Origin of the sequence: Shewanella sp. HL-SH8 (assembly GCF_051165765.1) — a bacterium.
GTDB lineage: Bacteria > Pseudomonadota > Gammaproteobacteria > Enterobacterales > Shewanellaceae > Shewanella > Shewanella glacialimarina.
This window is the reverse complement of the sequence record NZ_CP195039.1, coordinates 352685-368992: the sequence shown is the minus strand read 5'-3', so window position 1 is coordinate 368992 and position 16308 is coordinate 352685. Positions and strand designations below refer to the sequence as shown.

At 40.6% G+C, this 16308-nt stretch carries 15 protein-coding genes; 6 read left to right on the top strand and 9 right to left on the bottom strand.

Annotated features, from left to right (window positions below; all coding sequences use genetic code 11):
- Positions 1-146 precede the first annotated feature (146 nt).
- Positions 147-590 (bottom strand): FMN-binding protein MioC, encoded by a 444-nt coding sequence (gene mioC / locus ACRWQN_RS01590; RefSeq protein ID WP_434939564.1) that lies wholly within the window; start codon positions 588-590, stop codon positions 147-149.
- A gap of 125 nt (positions 591-715) precedes the next feature.
- Between mioC and ACRWQN_RS01585 the strand changes: the two genes are divergently transcribed.
- A complete protein-coding gene (locus ACRWQN_RS01585) occupies positions 716-2089 on the top strand; it encodes an alanine/glycine:cation symporter family protein (protein ID WP_434939563.1) in 1374 nt (457 codons plus the stop codon).
- Between the two features lie 77 nt (positions 2090-2166).
- Here ACRWQN_RS01585 and fghA read toward each other — a convergent pair whose 3' ends face one another.
- Complete coding sequence (gene fghA, locus ACRWQN_RS01580) at positions 2167-3012, bottom strand: S-formylglutathione hydrolase (RefSeq protein ID WP_434939562.1); 846 nt, start codon at positions 3010-3012, stop codon at positions 2167-2169.
- Positions 3013-3111: 99 nt separating this feature from the next.
- Positions 3112-4242 (bottom strand): S-(hydroxymethyl)glutathione dehydrogenase/class III alcohol dehydrogenase, encoded by a 1131-nt coding sequence (locus ACRWQN_RS01575; RefSeq protein ID WP_226412246.1) that lies wholly within the window; start codon positions 4240-4242, stop codon positions 3112-3114.
- A gap of 141 nt (positions 4243-4383) precedes the next feature.
- On the opposite strand from ACRWQN_RS01575, the gene ACRWQN_RS01570 reads away from it, so the two are divergent.
- Positions 4384-5253, top strand: coding sequence for a LysR substrate-binding domain-containing protein (locus ACRWQN_RS01570; RefSeq protein WP_434927677.1), 870 nt, complete (start codon positions 4384-4386; stop codon positions 5251-5253).
- A 17-nt stretch (positions 5254-5270) separates the two neighbouring features.
- Here the strand turns inward: ACRWQN_RS01570 and ACRWQN_RS01565 are convergent, their stop codons facing one another.
- The 6 genes from ACRWQN_RS01565 to rpmH all read right to left on the bottom strand — a co-directional run bounded on the left by ACRWQN_RS01565 (position 5271) and on the right by rpmH (position 9719).
- Positions 5271-5882 (bottom strand): 3'-5' exonuclease, encoded by a 612-nt coding sequence (locus tag ACRWQN_RS01565; RefSeq protein ID WP_434928904.1) that lies wholly within the window; start codon positions 5880-5882, stop codon positions 5271-5273.
- A 20-nt stretch (positions 5883-5902) separates the two neighbouring features.
- A complete protein-coding gene (gene mnmE, locus ACRWQN_RS01560) occupies positions 5903-7264 on the bottom strand; it encodes a tRNA uridine-5-carboxymethylaminomethyl(34) synthesis GTPase MnmE (protein ID WP_434927676.1) in 1362 nt (453 codons plus the stop codon).
- 91 nt (positions 7265-7355) lie between these two features.
- On the bottom strand, positions 7356-8984 hold the full coding sequence (gene yidC, locus ACRWQN_RS01555) for a membrane protein insertase YidC (RefSeq protein ID WP_434939561.1): 1629 nt from the start codon (positions 8982-8984) through the stop codon (positions 7356-7358).
- A 3-nt stretch (positions 8985-8987) separates the two neighbouring features.
- Positions 8988-9242, bottom strand: coding sequence for a membrane protein insertion efficiency factor YidD (gene yidD / locus ACRWQN_RS01550; RefSeq protein ID WP_434930821.1), 255 nt, complete (start codon positions 9240-9242; stop codon positions 8988-8990).
- Positions 9209-9565 carry a ribonuclease P protein component gene (rnpA, locus tag ACRWQN_RS01545; RefSeq protein ID WP_434927673.1) on the bottom strand — a complete coding sequence of 119 codons (357 nt, stop codon included), beginning with the start codon at positions 9563-9565 and terminating at the stop codon, positions 9209-9211. Before rnpA ends, yidD begins: the two co-directional genes overlap by 34 nt.
- 16 nt (positions 9566-9581) lie before the next feature.
- The gene (gene rpmH / locus ACRWQN_RS01540) at positions 9582-9719 is read right to left on the bottom strand and encodes a 50S ribosomal protein L34 (protein WP_006083827.1); all 138 of its coding nucleotides are present in this window, start codon (positions 9717-9719) and stop codon (positions 9582-9584) included.
- Positions 9720-10166: 447 nt separating this feature from the next.
- On the opposite strand from rpmH, the gene dnaA reads away from it, so the two are divergent.
- From dnaA to gyrB, 4 genes are all read left to right on the top strand, one after another.
- Positions 10167-11555 carry a chromosomal replication initiator protein DnaA gene (gene dnaA / locus ACRWQN_RS01535; protein WP_434939560.1) on the top strand — a complete coding sequence of 463 codons (1389 nt, stop codon included), beginning with the start codon at positions 10167-10169 and terminating at the stop codon, positions 11553-11555.
- Positions 11556-11574: 19 nt separating this feature from the next.
- Positions 11575-12675: a DNA polymerase III subunit beta gene (gene dnaN / locus ACRWQN_RS01530; RefSeq protein WP_434939558.1), complete on the top strand. Its 1101-nt coding sequence runs from the start codon at positions 11575-11577 to the stop codon at positions 12673-12675.
- A gap of 95 nt (positions 12676-12770) precedes the next feature.
- Positions 12771-13853 (top strand): DNA replication/repair protein RecF, encoded by a 1083-nt coding sequence (gene recF, locus ACRWQN_RS01525; protein ID WP_434939557.1) that lies wholly within the window; start codon positions 12771-12773, stop codon positions 13851-13853.
- Positions 13854-13868: 15 nt separating this feature from the next.
- Positions 13869-16286, top strand: a complete 2418-nt coding sequence (gyrB, locus tag ACRWQN_RS01520; protein ID WP_434939556.1) for a DNA topoisomerase (ATP-hydrolyzing) subunit B — start codon at positions 13869-13871, stop codon at positions 16284-16286.
- Positions 16287-16308 lie beyond the last annotated feature (22 nt).

Below are 16308 nucleotides of genomic sequence, written 5' to 3'. Positions count from 1 at the left end.
GATCGGGGTGTGAACAGTACAGGGTTATGATCGTATAAATTAATAGTTTATCCACATACTTATAAATAAAATTAGTTTTTTGTGGATAAACTGGAACTAAATTGTGGGTTATTGATCTATTACACCCATAAAAAGTGTTAATAGATCTAAATGATCAGCTCTTGCCAGTTAGATAACCATGATAAGGCGGGCTCTTCTGGGATAGGATCGCGTTGTATATCAATTTGGATCTTATCCACAATGGCTTTTGCTCCAGCGGCTTCAAATAAGCTAATCAGTAATTCTGGCCCCTGACAAAAAGTATCGTAACTTGAATCGCCAATAGCGCATAAAGCAAACTTATATTGTTTCAGATCCGGCATTTTTAGCATTAATTGTTGATAAAATGGCTGGATATTATCGGGTAGATCACCTGCTCCATGAGTAGAACAAACTAAAATCCATAGTGGATATTCGCTCAAATTATCTATATTTGGCTCCAGCATAACGCTTGTTTGATGGCCTATTTCAACGAGCTGAGCGGCTAAATCATCGGCAATATACTCACTGCCGCCTAACGTTGTGCCTACTAATAGTGCTATTTTTGCCATGTTAACTCCAAATAATGTTCGAGATATTTATTCATTTTGCCTGATTTATGCAATTTATTCATTGCACCTTTTAGGGAGACTCAGTAGTTTTAGATTAATCTTCTTACAATTGTGTAACATAAATAATGACTTTAGTTGAACTTACTCAGCAATTTGCCGATATTGCCTGGGGCCCACATATGCTCATTTTACTCGTGGGAGGTGGATTATTCTTCCTGATTTACTCTCGGTTTGTGCCATTTAGATATATAGGTCATGCAATTAGTATTTTGCGTGGTAAACATCCTGATGATGGTGCAGAGGGCCATATTAGTCATGCGGGAGCCTTATCCAGTGCGATGGCCGGTACTGTAGGTATGGGCAACATAGGGAGTGTGGCTGTGGCTATTATGGTGGGGGGACCTGGTGCTATTTTTTGGATGTGGATCAGTGCCATAGTGGGGATGGCAACTAAATTTTTTACTTGTACCTTAGCTATTATGTACCGTGGAAAAGATGAAAATGGGGATGTACAGGGCGGACCTATGTACATTATCACCCAAGGACTTTCTAAAAAATGGCACTTTTTAGCGGTATTTTTTTGTGTTGTAGGATTAGTCGGTAATTTTCCATTATTTAATTCTAATCAATTAGTGCAGATCATTCGTGAATGGTTGATCGTTAAGCCGGGCTATTTTCCTGCAAATGAATCGACTTTTATGTTGGATCTTGGCCTTGGGATCGTAGTGATGTTAATTGTTGCTAGCGTCATTTTGGGTGGGATCAAGCGAATTGCAACGGTTGCATCTAAAGTGGTTCCTTTGATGATTTTGATCTATATGGGTTGTGCTTTCTACGTTATAGCCACTCATCTAAATGAAATACCTGGGTATTTTGCATTAATTTTCACCGAAGCTTTCTCATTAAATTCGGTTGGAGGAGGGATTTTAGGCACTATGTTAATCGGTATTCGCCGAGCGGCTTTTTCTAACGAGGCCGGTATTGGAACTGAAGTGATGGCCCATGGTTGTGCTAAAACTAACGAGCCAGTAAAAGAAGGCTTAGTGGCTATGCTTGGTCCTGCTATTGACACCCTAATGGTGTGTACTGCTACGGCGATGATTATATTAATATCTGGGGTTTGGCAGGGAACAGAAGCTGAAGGGGTTAATTTATCTGCTCAGGCATTTAGTATAACTATGCCTGGTGTTGGACCTTATTTATTGATTTTATGTGTGGTGTTTTTCAGTATTAGTACCATTTTTACTCAGGCTTTTTATGGTGGTCAATGTTTTGCATTTCTATTTGGTCGTAGCAAAATACGCTATTATCAATACTTTTATTTATTGGCCATTTTGTTTGCAGCAACTGCTAGTCTTCAAGAAATTGTTAATATTATTGATGCTGCGTACGCATTAATGGCTATTCCAACAATGACATCAGCTATTTTACTTGCACCTAAAGTTAAGGCTGCTTCGGTTAAATACTTTGCTAAGTTAAAAGTTAATCAGCTAAATTAATTGGGTATATTTATTTTATAACTTAAAAAAGGAATGCATCTGCATTCCTTTTTCATTTGTATAAGTGGGTTTACTGGTTAAAAATATTTAGCGTGAAATCGAAGGTGTTCTTCAATAAAACTGGAAATGAAATAATAACTGTGATCATAACCTTCTTGCATACGTAAGGTTAACGGGTAATTAATATGTTTAGCGGCATCTTTTAAGGCTTGTGGGTTAAGTTGTTCAGCTAAAAAGTTATCATCACTACCCTGATCCACCAGCGCAGGAATATACGCTTTTACATCTGTTAACGTTTTTAGTCGCTCACAGCTGTCATATTCAAGCCAGGTACTTTCATCTTCTCCCAAATAACCTTTGAAAGCTTTTTGGCCCCAAGGACTACTTATGGGATGACAAATTGGACTGAATGCTGACACGCTACTGTATCTGGCAAGATTACTAAAGGCGATAAGCAGTGCACCATGGCCTCCCATAGAATGGCCGCTAATTGCACGTTGTTTTGTGACGGGAAAGTTAGCTTCAATAATGGCAGGTAACTCATCAACGACATAATCATACATCTGATAGTGTTGATTGAATGGTGCTTGACTTGCATTAACATAAAAGCCTGCACCTAAGCCAAAATCATATGCTCCTTTACTATCGTCAGGAACTTCATCACCGCGGGGGCTGGTATCAGGACAAACAATAGCAAAACCGAGTTCTGCAGCAAGTTTAAGTGCACCTGCTTTTTGCATAAAGTTTTCATCGGTGCAGGTTAATCCTGATAACCAATAAAGTACGGGGACTTTTTTTGTTTGTGCTTGTGGCGGCAAAAAAATAGCAAAACGCATACTACAATGTGTGCTGGTTGATTGATGACTAAACTGTTTATGCCAGCCATTAAATACTTTAGTAGAGCTCACTTGTTCAATAGGCATCTTGGTTCCTTTTTGCTGTTACTTGCAAGAAAACCTAATAACACTAAAGTAGATAGTGTTATTAGTCTGTTTATTATAGCTAGATAGTGCCGATTAAAATCACTTATTAAAGTGAATTACACTGCGAATACTTTCTCCTTTGTGCATAAGATCAAATGCATCATTAATTCCTTCAAGTCCCATTGTGTGGGTAATAAACTGGTCTAGTTTAAATTCGCCTGCGAGATATTGCTCAACAATTCCGGGTAATTCACTGCGTCCTTTTACACCACCAAATGCACTACCACGCCATACTCGGCCAGTAACTAATTGGAATGGACGGGTTGATATTTCTTGGCCTGCGCCTGCTACCCCAATCACGACAGACTCACCCCAACCTTTATGACAACATTCTAATGCGCTGCGCATTACGTTGACGTTACCAATACATTCGAATGAGAAATCAACGCCGCCGTCAGTCATTTCAACAATCACATCTTGAATGGGTTTATCAAAGTTTTTAGGATTAATGCAGTCAGTTGCACCCAGCTTTTTAGCTAACTCGAACTTAGATTCGTTTAAGTCTATGCCAATAATTCTGCTTGCACCGGCCATGGTTGCGCCAATAATTGCCGATAAACCAATACCACCTAGACCAAAAATAGCAACCGTATCACCTTTTTGTACTTTCGCTGTTTTAAGTACAGCACCTATCCCTGTAGTGACACCACAACCGAGTAAACATACTTCTTCAAGTGGTGCTATAGGGTTTACTTTGGCTAAAGATATTTCCGGTAATACTGTGTATTCAGAAAATGTTGAACAGCCCATATAATGAAAAATAGGTTCACCGTCTTTAAAGAAACGTGTAGTGCCGTCAGGCATTAGACCTTTACCTTGAGTTGCACGAACGGCGCTACATAAATTGGTTTTACCTGAAGTACAAAATTTACACTTGCCACACTCAGCGGTATACAGTGGAATTACGTGATCACCCACTTTAACACTGGTAACGCCTTCACCTACCATGTGGACTACGCCGCCACCTTCATGTCCTAAAATAGCCGGAAATACACCTTCAGGATCATCTCCTGATAATGTGAAGGCATCTGTATGACAAACACCTGATGCCACAATGCGGACCATCACTTCACCCGCTTTTGGGTACATTACGTCTACTTCTTCCACTTTTAATGGCTGACCTGGTCCCCAAGCAACGGCGGCTTTAGATTTTATAAATTGTGCTGACATGTGGTTATTCCTGTTTAAGGTTACTTTAGCTAGGTTAACAAAAAAGCGCTCTACACAGTGTAGATGATTAAACTATTGTAATTGTTTTCTGTAAGATGATAATAAGCTTATTTTACAAATTACTTTTACGAGGATGTAATAATGATGCCATGGGATGGAGTGGTTGAGTTTGTCGCTGTTGCTCAAACAGAAAGCTTTACTCAAGCCGCTAGCCGTTTAGGTATTTCCACCGCACAGGTGAGTCGCCAAGTGAGCCAACTTGAGAATAGGCTCGCAATAAAATTATTCTATCGTACTACACGTAAAGTATCTCTTACTGAAGAAGGCGCGATATATTTTCGCCATTGTCGTCAAGTGTTGGATGGGCTAGAAGAGGCTGAACGGGCTATTTCTAGTTTGCAGCATTCTCCACAAGGGCTTATTAGAATGACAGCACCAGTCACTTATGGTGAACGGTTTGTTATGCCTATTGTGGTAGATTTTATGGCGCAATATCCACAAGTTGAAGTTATTTGTGAATTAACCAATAAACAGCTGGATTTGGTAGATGGCAGTTATGATTTGGCTATTCGATTAGGGCGTTTGGCTGATTCGAGCTTAATTGCTAAACGGCTCAGTAGCCGTCGCCAATATGTTTGCGCTTCGCCTGCTTATCTTAAGCAATACGGTGTGCCTGAAAATTTAACCGATTTAAATCAACATGATTGTTTAATTGGCACTAATAGCCATTGGCACTTTGATGAGCAGGGTAAAGAGAAAGTCATTAAAGTGCAGGGACGTTTGCAATGTAGCAGTGGCATGACGTTATTAGATGCGGCTATAAGGGGCATGGGAGTTGTGCAATTACCCGGTTATTACGTCAATGAGGCAATAGCACTGGGCCAACTGACGGTGTTACTGGGTCAGTATCAACAGGCAAAAGAAGGTATTTGGGCCTTGTATCCGCAAAATAGGCATTTATCTGCCAAAGTGCGTTTATTAGTCGATATGTTGGCTGACAAATTACCTTAATTAATGGTTTTAATCGTTTATAAATGGGTTAAATATCGATTAATTTGAGCTCTGGGCATTCGAGTAATGTTATTGACGGTATCAAAAGCTAAATCAATACCTGGCGATTTATCACTAAGTAATGTTAATTGATGCAACCATAAATGTGCTGTCATTGTGGCATCTGCTAATGCGCGATGGAATAATCCATCGGTTGGCAGTTGATGATATTCCACTAAAGTAGCTAGTTTATGGTTCGGTGCCTGTTGGCTTATGCGGCGTGATAACAATAATGAGCACGCAAATTGTCCTGAATAGCGTCGCTTGCATAAAGCAAATTCAGCATCTAGAAATTTTTTATCAAAACTGGCATTGTGAGCAACCAAATTAAAGTCACCAATAAAGTCTGCAAATTTATCCATAACTACCTGACAGCTTGGTGCATCACGTAACATAGCATTAGTGATCCCAGTATATTGTTCAATAAAGGCATTCACTCTTCTGCCTGGGTTGATTAAAGACTGGAAGGTATCAATAATGACACCGTCAACAATCTTTACCGCGCCTATTTCTATCGCCCTGTCACCGTTATCAGGTGATAAGCCGGTGGTTTCAAAATCGAGTACGATGACATTATTAGCTAACAGCATATTCACTTATTACCTATACACTACTTACCAATACAGAATGAGCCGAATATTTTGCCTAGCAAGTCATCGGAGGTAAATTTACCGGTTATTTCTGATAATGCCATCTGGCACATACGTAACTCTTCTGCGAGTAATTCACCAGCTAAATACACTTCAAGTTGTTCTTTACCCAGCATTAAATGGCTTGCAGCTAAATCTAAGGCTTCTAAATGACGACGACGGGCAATAAATCCGCCTTCTAAATTACTTTGATAACCCATTAACGATTTTAGATGCTGCTTAAGATCTTCAATTCCTAAACCCGTTTTAGCAGATATACGGTAGACGTCATAACCCTGTTCTTCCGACATTGTTAACGGTTCGCCAGTTAAGTCCGCTTTATTACGAATAACGGTAATACCTAATCTTGGTGGCAAGCGGTCAATAAAGTCTGGCCAAATATCATGTGGATTAATGGCATCGGTTGTGGTGCCATCAACCATAAACAACACTCTGTCAGCGGTGGCTATTTCAGCCCAGGCACGTTCAATACCTATTTGCTCAACGGTATCTGTGGTATCACGTAAACCCGCAGTATCGATGATATGCAGTGGCATGCCATCAAGGTGAATATGCTCACGTAATACATCACGGGTAGTGCCAGCAATTTCGGTAACAATGGCTGACTCTTTTCCAGCTAGTGCATTGAGTAAACTTGATTTACCGGCATTAGGGCGACCTGCAATAACCACTTTCATGCCTTCGCGAATAATGGACCCTTGCTTAGCACTGGCTTGAACAGTGTCTAGTTTATCGATGATTTTATATAACGCACTGGCAATTTTGCCATCGGATAAAAAGTCGACTTCCTCATCGGGAAAATCAATCGCCGCTTCGACATATAAACGCAGGTTGGTGACTTGTTCAACTAACTGATGAACCTCCTTAGAAAACTCACCTTGAAGTGATTGCAGTGCACTTTTAGCAGCCTGTTCACTGGTTGCATCAATTAGGTCAGCAATGGCTTCTGCCTGGGTTAAATCAAGCTTGTCATTTAAAAAGGCCTGTTCACTAAACTCACCCGGTTTGGCAATACGAATACCGTCAATTTCCATAACACGCTTTATTAGCATGTCTAATACTATTTGGCCGCCATGACCTTGTAGCTCTAAAACATCTTCACCGGTAAATGAGTTAGGCCCTTTAAAGAACAAAGCGATACCTTGGTCGATAACCAGACCATCGCTACTATTAAAGTCACAATATTCGGCATAACGAGTTTTTGGCACATGGCCAATAATGGTGGTGGCCACTGTGCTAGCTAAGTCACCTGATACGCGAATAATGCCTACACCACCACGACCGGGTGCGGTAGCTTGTGCCACAATAGTATCTGTTGTCACGGTTATTTCCTGCTAAATCATTAATGGAAAAGGCGGCCAATTAAGCCGCCTTTTTATTATCAAACTATTTAGTTTACTGCAGAGCTTGGGCTTATTTTAAGCCTTTTTTATCAAGTCCGGCATAAATAATTTTTTGTTGGGTAATGGCCACTAAGTTACCCACTAACCAGTAAAGAACTAAACCTGCTGGGAACCATAGGAAGAACACAGTAAAGATAACTGGCATCCACTGCATCATCTTAACTTGCATAGGGTCCATAGTCGGTGCCATTGGTTGCATCTTTTGCATTAACCACATAGACACACCCATTAATAACGGAAGTACATAGTAAGGATCTTGTACCGATAAATCGTTAATCCATAGCATGAATGGCGCATGACGCAATTCATAACTTTCAAGTAATACCCAGTAAAGTGCAATGAAGATAGGCATTTGCAGAAGGATAGGTAAACAGCCACCAAGTGGATTTACTTTTTCTTTCTTGTAGAGTTCCATCATAGCTTGACCCATCTTTTGACGGTCATCACCAAAGCGCTCTTTCATGTCCGCTAGTTTAGGCTGCAGGTTACGCATTCTAGCCATAGAGGTGTACTGTGCTTTGGTGAGTGGATATAACAAACCACGTACTGTAAGAGTGATTAAAATAATCGCCATACCCCAGTTACCCACAAATGATTGATAGAACATCAATAACCAGTGAATTGGAATGGCTAACCACCAAAGGAAACCGTAATCGACCACTAAGTTCAGTGACTCAGAAATGGCAGATAATGCTTCTTGATCCTTAGGACCCACATAGAATTGTGATGAAATCGTTTGCTCAGCACCTGGTGCAATATCATATATCGCGCCACGGAAGCCTATGTTAGCCAAACCACCCGCACTGACGCTCGAAAAAATGGTGTTTTGATCATTAGCTGGTGGCACCCAAGCAGACACAAAGTAGTGTTGAAGCATTGCAGCCCAACCACCTAATGTTTTCTTGTCTAGGTTTTTGTCAGCCATGTCATCGAAGCTGTATTTCTCATAACGAGTGTCTGCAGTTGAGAAAGCCGCACCGCGATAAGTTGGCATCATCATGCTGCTTTCGCTTTCTTTGATGCTGTGCTTAATTTGACCATACATTTGAACTTGCAGTGGTTCTGCTGAAGTGTTGTTTATGCGGTAATCAACGTCAATACTAAATTTACCACGGTGAAGTACAAAGACTTTCGTGTAAGTAACGCCGTTGTCAGCAACAAAAGTGAGTGGCACTTCTAAACTATCTTGGCCATCAGCTAAAGTATATTGCTGTGACTGGCTAGTATAGTGCGCGCGACCTTTTGCACTGCTATCTATACCATTACGGCCAATTAAGCCGCTTTGGGCGATATAGTAAATGTCTTTTGTTTGCTCAAGCAGTACAAAAGATTCTTCTTTATCTATTTCAAGTCTGTGTCCAACTAATGCTGAATAAACAATATCGCCACCTACTGGATCAATTTTTAATACTAATTGGTCTGTAGTAATAGTGATCAGTTCTTTAGATGCGCTAACCACTTCCGGTAGTGAAGTATCAGCATCTGGAACATCAGATGTTTGAGAATTATTTGCCGTCGATGCTACAACTGATGATTCAATTGCGACGGGTTGTGGTGTTTTATCTGTTTGCCATTGTTGCCACATTAAAAAGCTGACAAACAGCAGACCTATTAGCAATATATTGCGTTGAGATTCCATAGCCTATTTATTACACCTGTCATTTTTAGGGGGGACGGGATCATTACCGCCGGCATGTAAAGGGTGACATTTTAATATGCGTTTGATTGCAAACCAACTACCTTTTGCCGTTCCATGTGTTTTTATTGCTTCAATAGCATAATGTGAACATGTTGGATTGAATCGACAACGCGGTCCAATCATAGGGCTGATAAGAAGTTGATAGCCACGAATTAACGTAGTTGCTAGCCATTGTAACGGCGACTGAGTTTGCGCCATAGCTTTTCTATTAATTTATGTAGTTCTGCATTTTCCATTTCCATCACGCCATTTCTGACCAATACTACGATATCTATGTTGGGGATGTCGTGTTGATGTAAACGAAAACTATCTCTGATCACACGTTTAATACGATTACGCTGATTAGCACGTTTAACAAAACGTTTTGCAACAGTTAATCCTAAACGGGGATGTTGCTCTTGGTTTGGAACAGCGAGCAGAGTTATTTCAGCAGAGGATGCTTTGATTGGATTGGAGAATACAGATTTAAATTGCGCGGGAGTTAGCAAACGTAACTCCCGCGTAAAGGTATAGCTAGTCACCTAGTTATCTACTTAATTAAGCAGACAAACGAGCGCGACCTTTCGCACGACGACGTGCAAGCACCTTACGGCCGCCTACAGTGGCCATACGAGCGCGAAAGCCGTGAGAACGCTTGCGCTTCAGGTTGCTAGGTTGAAAAGTACGTTTACTCATGATGGCAATCCGTCTTTGTTAGTGAATTTGCCTTATCTCCAACATTAGAGGTAAGGGTAAAAAAGAGGCCGAATTGTAATCACTTTAACTCTCAGCGTCAACAGCCAAAATGGTTATATGATAAATTTCTGCCAATTAACCTTCGTTAAGATTTGTTAAATACCACAATATTGTGTGGATAACTCTGTGTACCAACACAATATATAGTGGTTTTAAAACTATATTACCAGATCGAAGAATGCGCATTATAGATCATTCTGGATCGGTTAATAAAGCGGGATTTGCATCATTTTGATAGAAAATAGATCGGCTTTGATCTTTAATGATCGAAGATATCCACATACAATGATCGCCTTGGGGATAAATATTAGATTAACGATAGCGATCATCCTGATCTCACTATAGAATAGATCTCCTTTTGTTAACCTATTTTTGGGGAAGAAATAAGTGGCGGTTTCACTTTGGCAACAATGTATCGGTAGGCTGCAAGACGAATTATCGGCTCAGCAGTTCAGTATGTGGATCCGTCCGTTACAAGCTGAAATGGATGGTGATACGTTAGTTCTTTATGCTCCAAATAGATTCGTATTAGATTGGGTGCGTGATAAGTACATTAATATCATTAATCAATTTTTTACCGAGCAAATGGGCAGTAATGCGCCTAAATTGCGTTTTGATATTGGTAGTCGTCCTTCAGCTCGCCAAACTCCAGTGGTGTCAGCCCCTGTTTATGCAAAGCCAAGTGGTCACCAGACTAAGGCGCGTGTTGGCACAACCTTTAACACTCAAGCTGACCCTGTAGCCAATGCTAACCATCGTAGTAACATTAACCCTACTTATCAGTTTGATAACTTCGTTGAAGGTAAATCAAACCAATTAGGTAAAGCTGCCGCATTACAAGTTGCTGAAAATCCGGGTGGCGCTTATAACCCGTTATTTTTATATGGCGGCACAGGTTTAGGTAAAACTCACTTATTACATGCTGTCGGTAATGGCATCATTAAAAATAACCCAAATGCAAAAGTGGTTTACATGCATTCTGAGCGTTTTGTTCAGGACATGGTTAAAGCATTACAAAATAATGCTATAGAAGAATTCAAACGTTACTATCGCAGTGTTGATGCTTTGTTTATTGATGATATTCAATTTTTTGCTAACAAAGATCGTTCACAAGAAGAATTTTTCCATACCTTCAATGCGTTATTGGAAGGCAATCATCAGATCATCTTGACGTCAGATCGTTATCCTAAAGAGATTGACGGTGTTGAAGATCGCTTAAAATCGCGTTTTGGTTGGGGCTTAACAGTAGCTATTGAGCCACCAGAGTTAGAAACCCGTGTGGCGATTTTAATGCGTAAAGCACAAGAGAGCGGAATTAACCTTCCCGATGAAGTGGCGTTCTTTATTGCTAAACGTTTACGTTCTAACGTACGTGAACTAGAAGGGGCATTAAACCGTGTTATTGCTAATGCTAACTTCACTGGCCGCCCAATTACCATTGATTTTGTCCGTGAAGCATTACGTGATCTCTTAGCATTACAAGAAAAGCTAGTCACGATAGACAATATTCAGAAAACAGTGGCAGAATACTACAAAATAAAAATGGCAGATATGCTGTCTAAACGCTGCTCGCGTAGTGTGGCAAGGCCAAGACAAGTGGCGATGGCGCTATCTAAAGAACTCACAAACCATAGCTTACCTGAAATAGGTGATGCATTTGGTGGTCGAGACCATACAACCGTGCTGCATGCCTGTCGTAAGATTGCGCAGCTGCGCGAAGAAAGTCACGACATTAAAGAAGACTATGCCAACTTAATAAGAACGCTTTCTTCTTAATTCAGGGAATACTGACACAATGAAATTTTCAATTGATAGGGATGCACTGTTAAAACCATTGCAATTGGTTTGTGGTGCCGTGGAACGTAGACACAACTTACCCATTCTTGCCAATTTACTTGTTGAAGTTAGTGAAGACTCACTTAAGTTAACCGGTACAGATTTAGAAGTTGAACTAGTTGGTCAAGCCGCTATTCACGGTGATGTTGTTACAGGGCGTATAACGGTACCAGCTAAAAAGCTGTTAGATATTGTTAAATCATTACCTGACTCATCAGAGCTGCATATTGAACAACAAGATAATAAATGGTTACTGCGTTCTGGTCGTAGCCGTTTTTCATTGGCCACATTACCGGCTGAAGATTACCCTAACGTTGAAGCGTTCCAGGCTGATATTGAATTTAGTATAAAGCAAGGTGTGTTGAAATCGATTATCGATTCAACTCAGTTTTCAATGGCTAACCAAGATGTGCGTTATTATCTCAATGGTTTATTATTTGAAACTGAAGGTAACATGCTGCGATCGATTGCCACAGATGGCCATCGTTTAGCGCTAAGCCACCGCCAAGTTGAACAAACACTGCCAGAAAAACAAGTTATTGTCCCGCGTAAAGGCGTGGTAGAAATGTCGCGCTTATTGGATAGTGAAGATCAAGATATTACAATCAGTATCGGTGATAATGCTATTCGTGCCGTAACGGCCAATGCAGTATTTACCAGTAAACTCGTTGATGGCCGCTTCCCTGATTATCGTAGAGTGTTACCTAAAGGCGGCAATAAAATTGTCATTGCCAGCCGTAATCAACTTAAACAGGCGTTAACCAGAGCTTCTATTTTATCTAATGAGAAATTCCGCGGTGTACGTATTCAGCTTGAACCTGGTTTATTAAAAATTACCGCTAATAATCCTGAGCAAGAAGAAGCCGAAGAGATAATTGATGTTGATTATAATTCAGATAATTTAGAAATTGGTTTCAACGTGAGCTATTTACTGGATGTTCTTAATAACCTTGCCAGTGATGAAGTGCGTATTACCTTAATAGATGGTAACTCAAGTGCTTTAATTGAGAATCACCTTGAAGAAGACTCTATGTATGTGGTTATGCCAATGCGCCTATAAGGGCGTTGTGGTAGTCTATTAACCATTGTTAACAAGGTGCTTTAAGCACCTTGTTTTGTCTTTAATTCAGCGCATAAAGTGACCCATAGGTTTGCATGAATCTTAGCCGTTTAACCATTAACTCTTTTCGTAATATTTTGTCTGCTAATCTTAGCACTGGCAGTGGGTTAAATTTGATTTATGGCCAAAATGGCAGTGGCAAAACCAGTATTCTTGAAGCTATTTTCTTTTTAGGTATGGGGCGTTCTTTTCGTAGCCACTTATCGCAACGGGTGATTAATACTGACGCCGACAATTTAGTGCTATTTGCCCAACTTATCGATGACGAAGAACAAACGAAAATTGGTTTACGCCGCCATCGTAGTGGTGAAATAGAAGTTAAAATTAATGGCGATAAAGTTAAAAAGTTATCGGTATTAGCAGAAACATTACCTATTCAGGTGATCACCCCAGAAAGTTTTTCACTGTTGTTTGAAGGACCAAAAGCCAGACGGCAGTTTATTGATTGGGGCGCGTTTCATTCTGATCCGCAATTTTACCAGGCCTGGGTTAACACTAGACGTATTTTAAAGCAAAGAAATCAACTTCTTAGAAATCAAACTGCCTATTCTCAAATACAGTTTTGGGATAAGGAATTGGTACGGTATGCTGAACAGGTCACTGATATACGAAATCACTATGTAGACTCGTTAAATGAGCTACTAAAGGGTATAATCAATGAGTTTTTACCTCAGGTTAATATTAATGTTTCCTTTACCCGAGGATGGGATAGCAAAACGGATTTTTCGCAATTATTAGAAAACCAATATCCTAGAGATTTAGCTACCGGACATACCGCAAGCGGCCCGCATAAAGCGGATTTACGTTTGCGGGTAGGCAATTTGCCCGTGCAGGACGCGTTATCCCGTGGTCAATTAAAATTATTAGTCTGTGCACTGCGTATTGCACAGGGAAAGTTGCTCAAACAACAACTGAATAAAAACAGCATTTATTTAGTCGACGATTTACCGTCAGAGTTGGATGCACAGCATAGGCAACTATTGTTGAAACAGTTAACCGAAACCGGCGCACAAATATTTGTCACCGCAATCGAGCCTGCAGCAATAGTCGATTCGTTAACAAGTCCACCCGACAAGATATTTCATGTTGAAGACGGACAAGTAACGGTTATTGAATAACAACGAGAGAGAAATATGTCAGAGAATAGTTACGATTCTTCGAGTATTAAGGTTCTAAAAGGCCTTGATGCAGTACGTAAGCGCCCTGGTATGTATATTGGTGATACTGATGATGGTACGGGCCTTCACCACATGGTATTCGAAGTCGTCGATAACTCTATCGATGAAGCGTTAGCCGGTCACTGTAGTGACATTACTATCATGATTCATAGCGATGGATCTGTGTCTGTCAAAGATGATGGCCGTGGTATTCCGGTTGCTATTCATGAAGAAGAAGGGGTTTCTGCCGCTGAAGTGATCATGACTATACTGCATGCTGGTGGTAAATTTGATGATAACTCATATAAAGTCTCTGGCGGCCTTCACGGTGTGGGCGTATCGGTAGTTAATGCGTTATCAAAAAAACTGCAGCTGACTATTCGTCGTGCGGGTAAGATTTATGAACAGTTCTACACTCATGGTGTACCTGATTCACCTATTACCGAAATTGGTGATGCAGTTAAAACCGGTACTGAAATTCGTTTTTGGCCAAGCTCTGAAACGTTTACCGATGTAGAATTTCATTTCGATATTTTAGCTAAACGTGTTCGCGAGCTCTCTTTCCTTAACTCGGGCGTTGGCATTCGCCTTGTAGATGAGCGTGAAAATAGAGAAGAGTTCTTTAAATACGAAGGCGGTATTAGCGCGTTCGTCGATTACTTAAACCGTAATAAGACACCTATTAACAAAGAAGTATTCCATTTTGTGCAAGAGCGTGAAGACGGCATTACCGTTGAAGTGGCTATGCAATGGAATGATGGTTATCAAGAAAATATTTTCTGTTTTACCAATAATATCCCCCAACGTGATGGTGGTACTCACTTAGCCGGTTTTAGAGGTGCGTTAACGCGTAACTTGAATACCTATATGGAGCGTGAAGGCTTCAATAAAAAAGGCAAAACCAGTGCCACAGGTGATGATGCCCGTGAAGGCTTAACAGCGGTTATTTCAGTTAAAGTGCCTGATCCAAAGTTCAGCTCACAGACCAAAGATAAATTAGTGTCAAGTGAAGTGAAAAGCGCGGTAGAACAAACCATGGGTGAGAAGTTGAATGACTACCTATTGGAAAACCCAGTTAATGCTAAGTTGATTGTCGGTAAAATTGTTGATGCAGCTCGTGCGCGTGAAGCTGCGCGTAAAGCGCGTGAAATGACACGTCGTAAAGGCGCATTAGATTTAGGTGGTTTGCCAGGTAAACTAGCTGATTGCCAAGAGAAAGATCCTGGTCTTTCAGAAATATATATAGTGGAAGGGGACTCTGCTGGCGGTAGTGCTAAGCAGGGGCGTAATCGTAAAAACCAGGCCATTCTGCCGTTGAAAGGTAAAATTTTAAACGTAGAAAAAGCCCGTTTTGACAAAATGTTATCTTCACAAGAAGTGGCCACGCTTATTACTGCGCTTGGTTGTGGTATTGGCCGTGATGAATACGATCCAGATAAAACCCGTTACCACAATATCGTTATCATGACCGATGCTGACGTCGACGGCTCGCACATTCGTACCTTGCTGTTGACCTTCTTCTTCCGTCAAATGCCTGAACTTATTGAACGTGGTTATGTATATATTGCCCAACCACCTTTGTATAAAGTTAAAAAAGGCAAACAAGAACAATACTTAAAAGATGAGTTAGCATTAACTGAATACCTAACAACTCAAGCTTTAGATGGCACTCATATCTATCCAAGCCAAGGCGCACTCGGTATGAGTGGTGAGCCATTAGAGCGTTTAGTGACTCAGTATCGTGAAGTTGAAAAAATCATTAAACGTTTAGAAAAACGTTTCCCGATGAACCTAACTGATCGCATGTTATATCATCCAGAAGTCACGTTAGAGATGTTAAGTAACGAAGCGAGAATGACTGAGTGGTGTAAAACCTTTATCGATGATTTAGTTGAACGTGAAAGCAGCGGTATTATTTTCTCTGCTGACGTTATTCTTGATCCGGAGCGTAAGGTATATACCCCAAAAGTGATTATTCGTAAGCACGGTATTGATACCAGTTACTTATTTGGATATGACTTCTTCACCTCAACAGACTATCAGCGCATTGCTAAATTAGGTGCTGCTTTAGACGGTATGATTGAAGAAGGCGGCTATGTACAACGTGGTGAGCGTCTTAAAGAAGTGGATAGCTTCTTAGAAGCGTTAGATTGGACTATAAGCGAAGCTAAGCGTGGTTTATACATTCAACGTTATAAAGGATTGGGTGAAATGAACCCTGAGCAATTGTGGGAAACGACAATGGATCCAGAGTCACGTCGTATGTTGCGTGTAATGATTGAAGATGCGGTTGCTGCTGATCAACTGTTTACGTGTTTGATGGGTGATCACGTTGAACCTCGTCGTGAGTTTATTGAAACTAACGCGTTAAACGTTGCCAACTTAGACGTCTAGTTTTCAAATTAAACGTAATGAT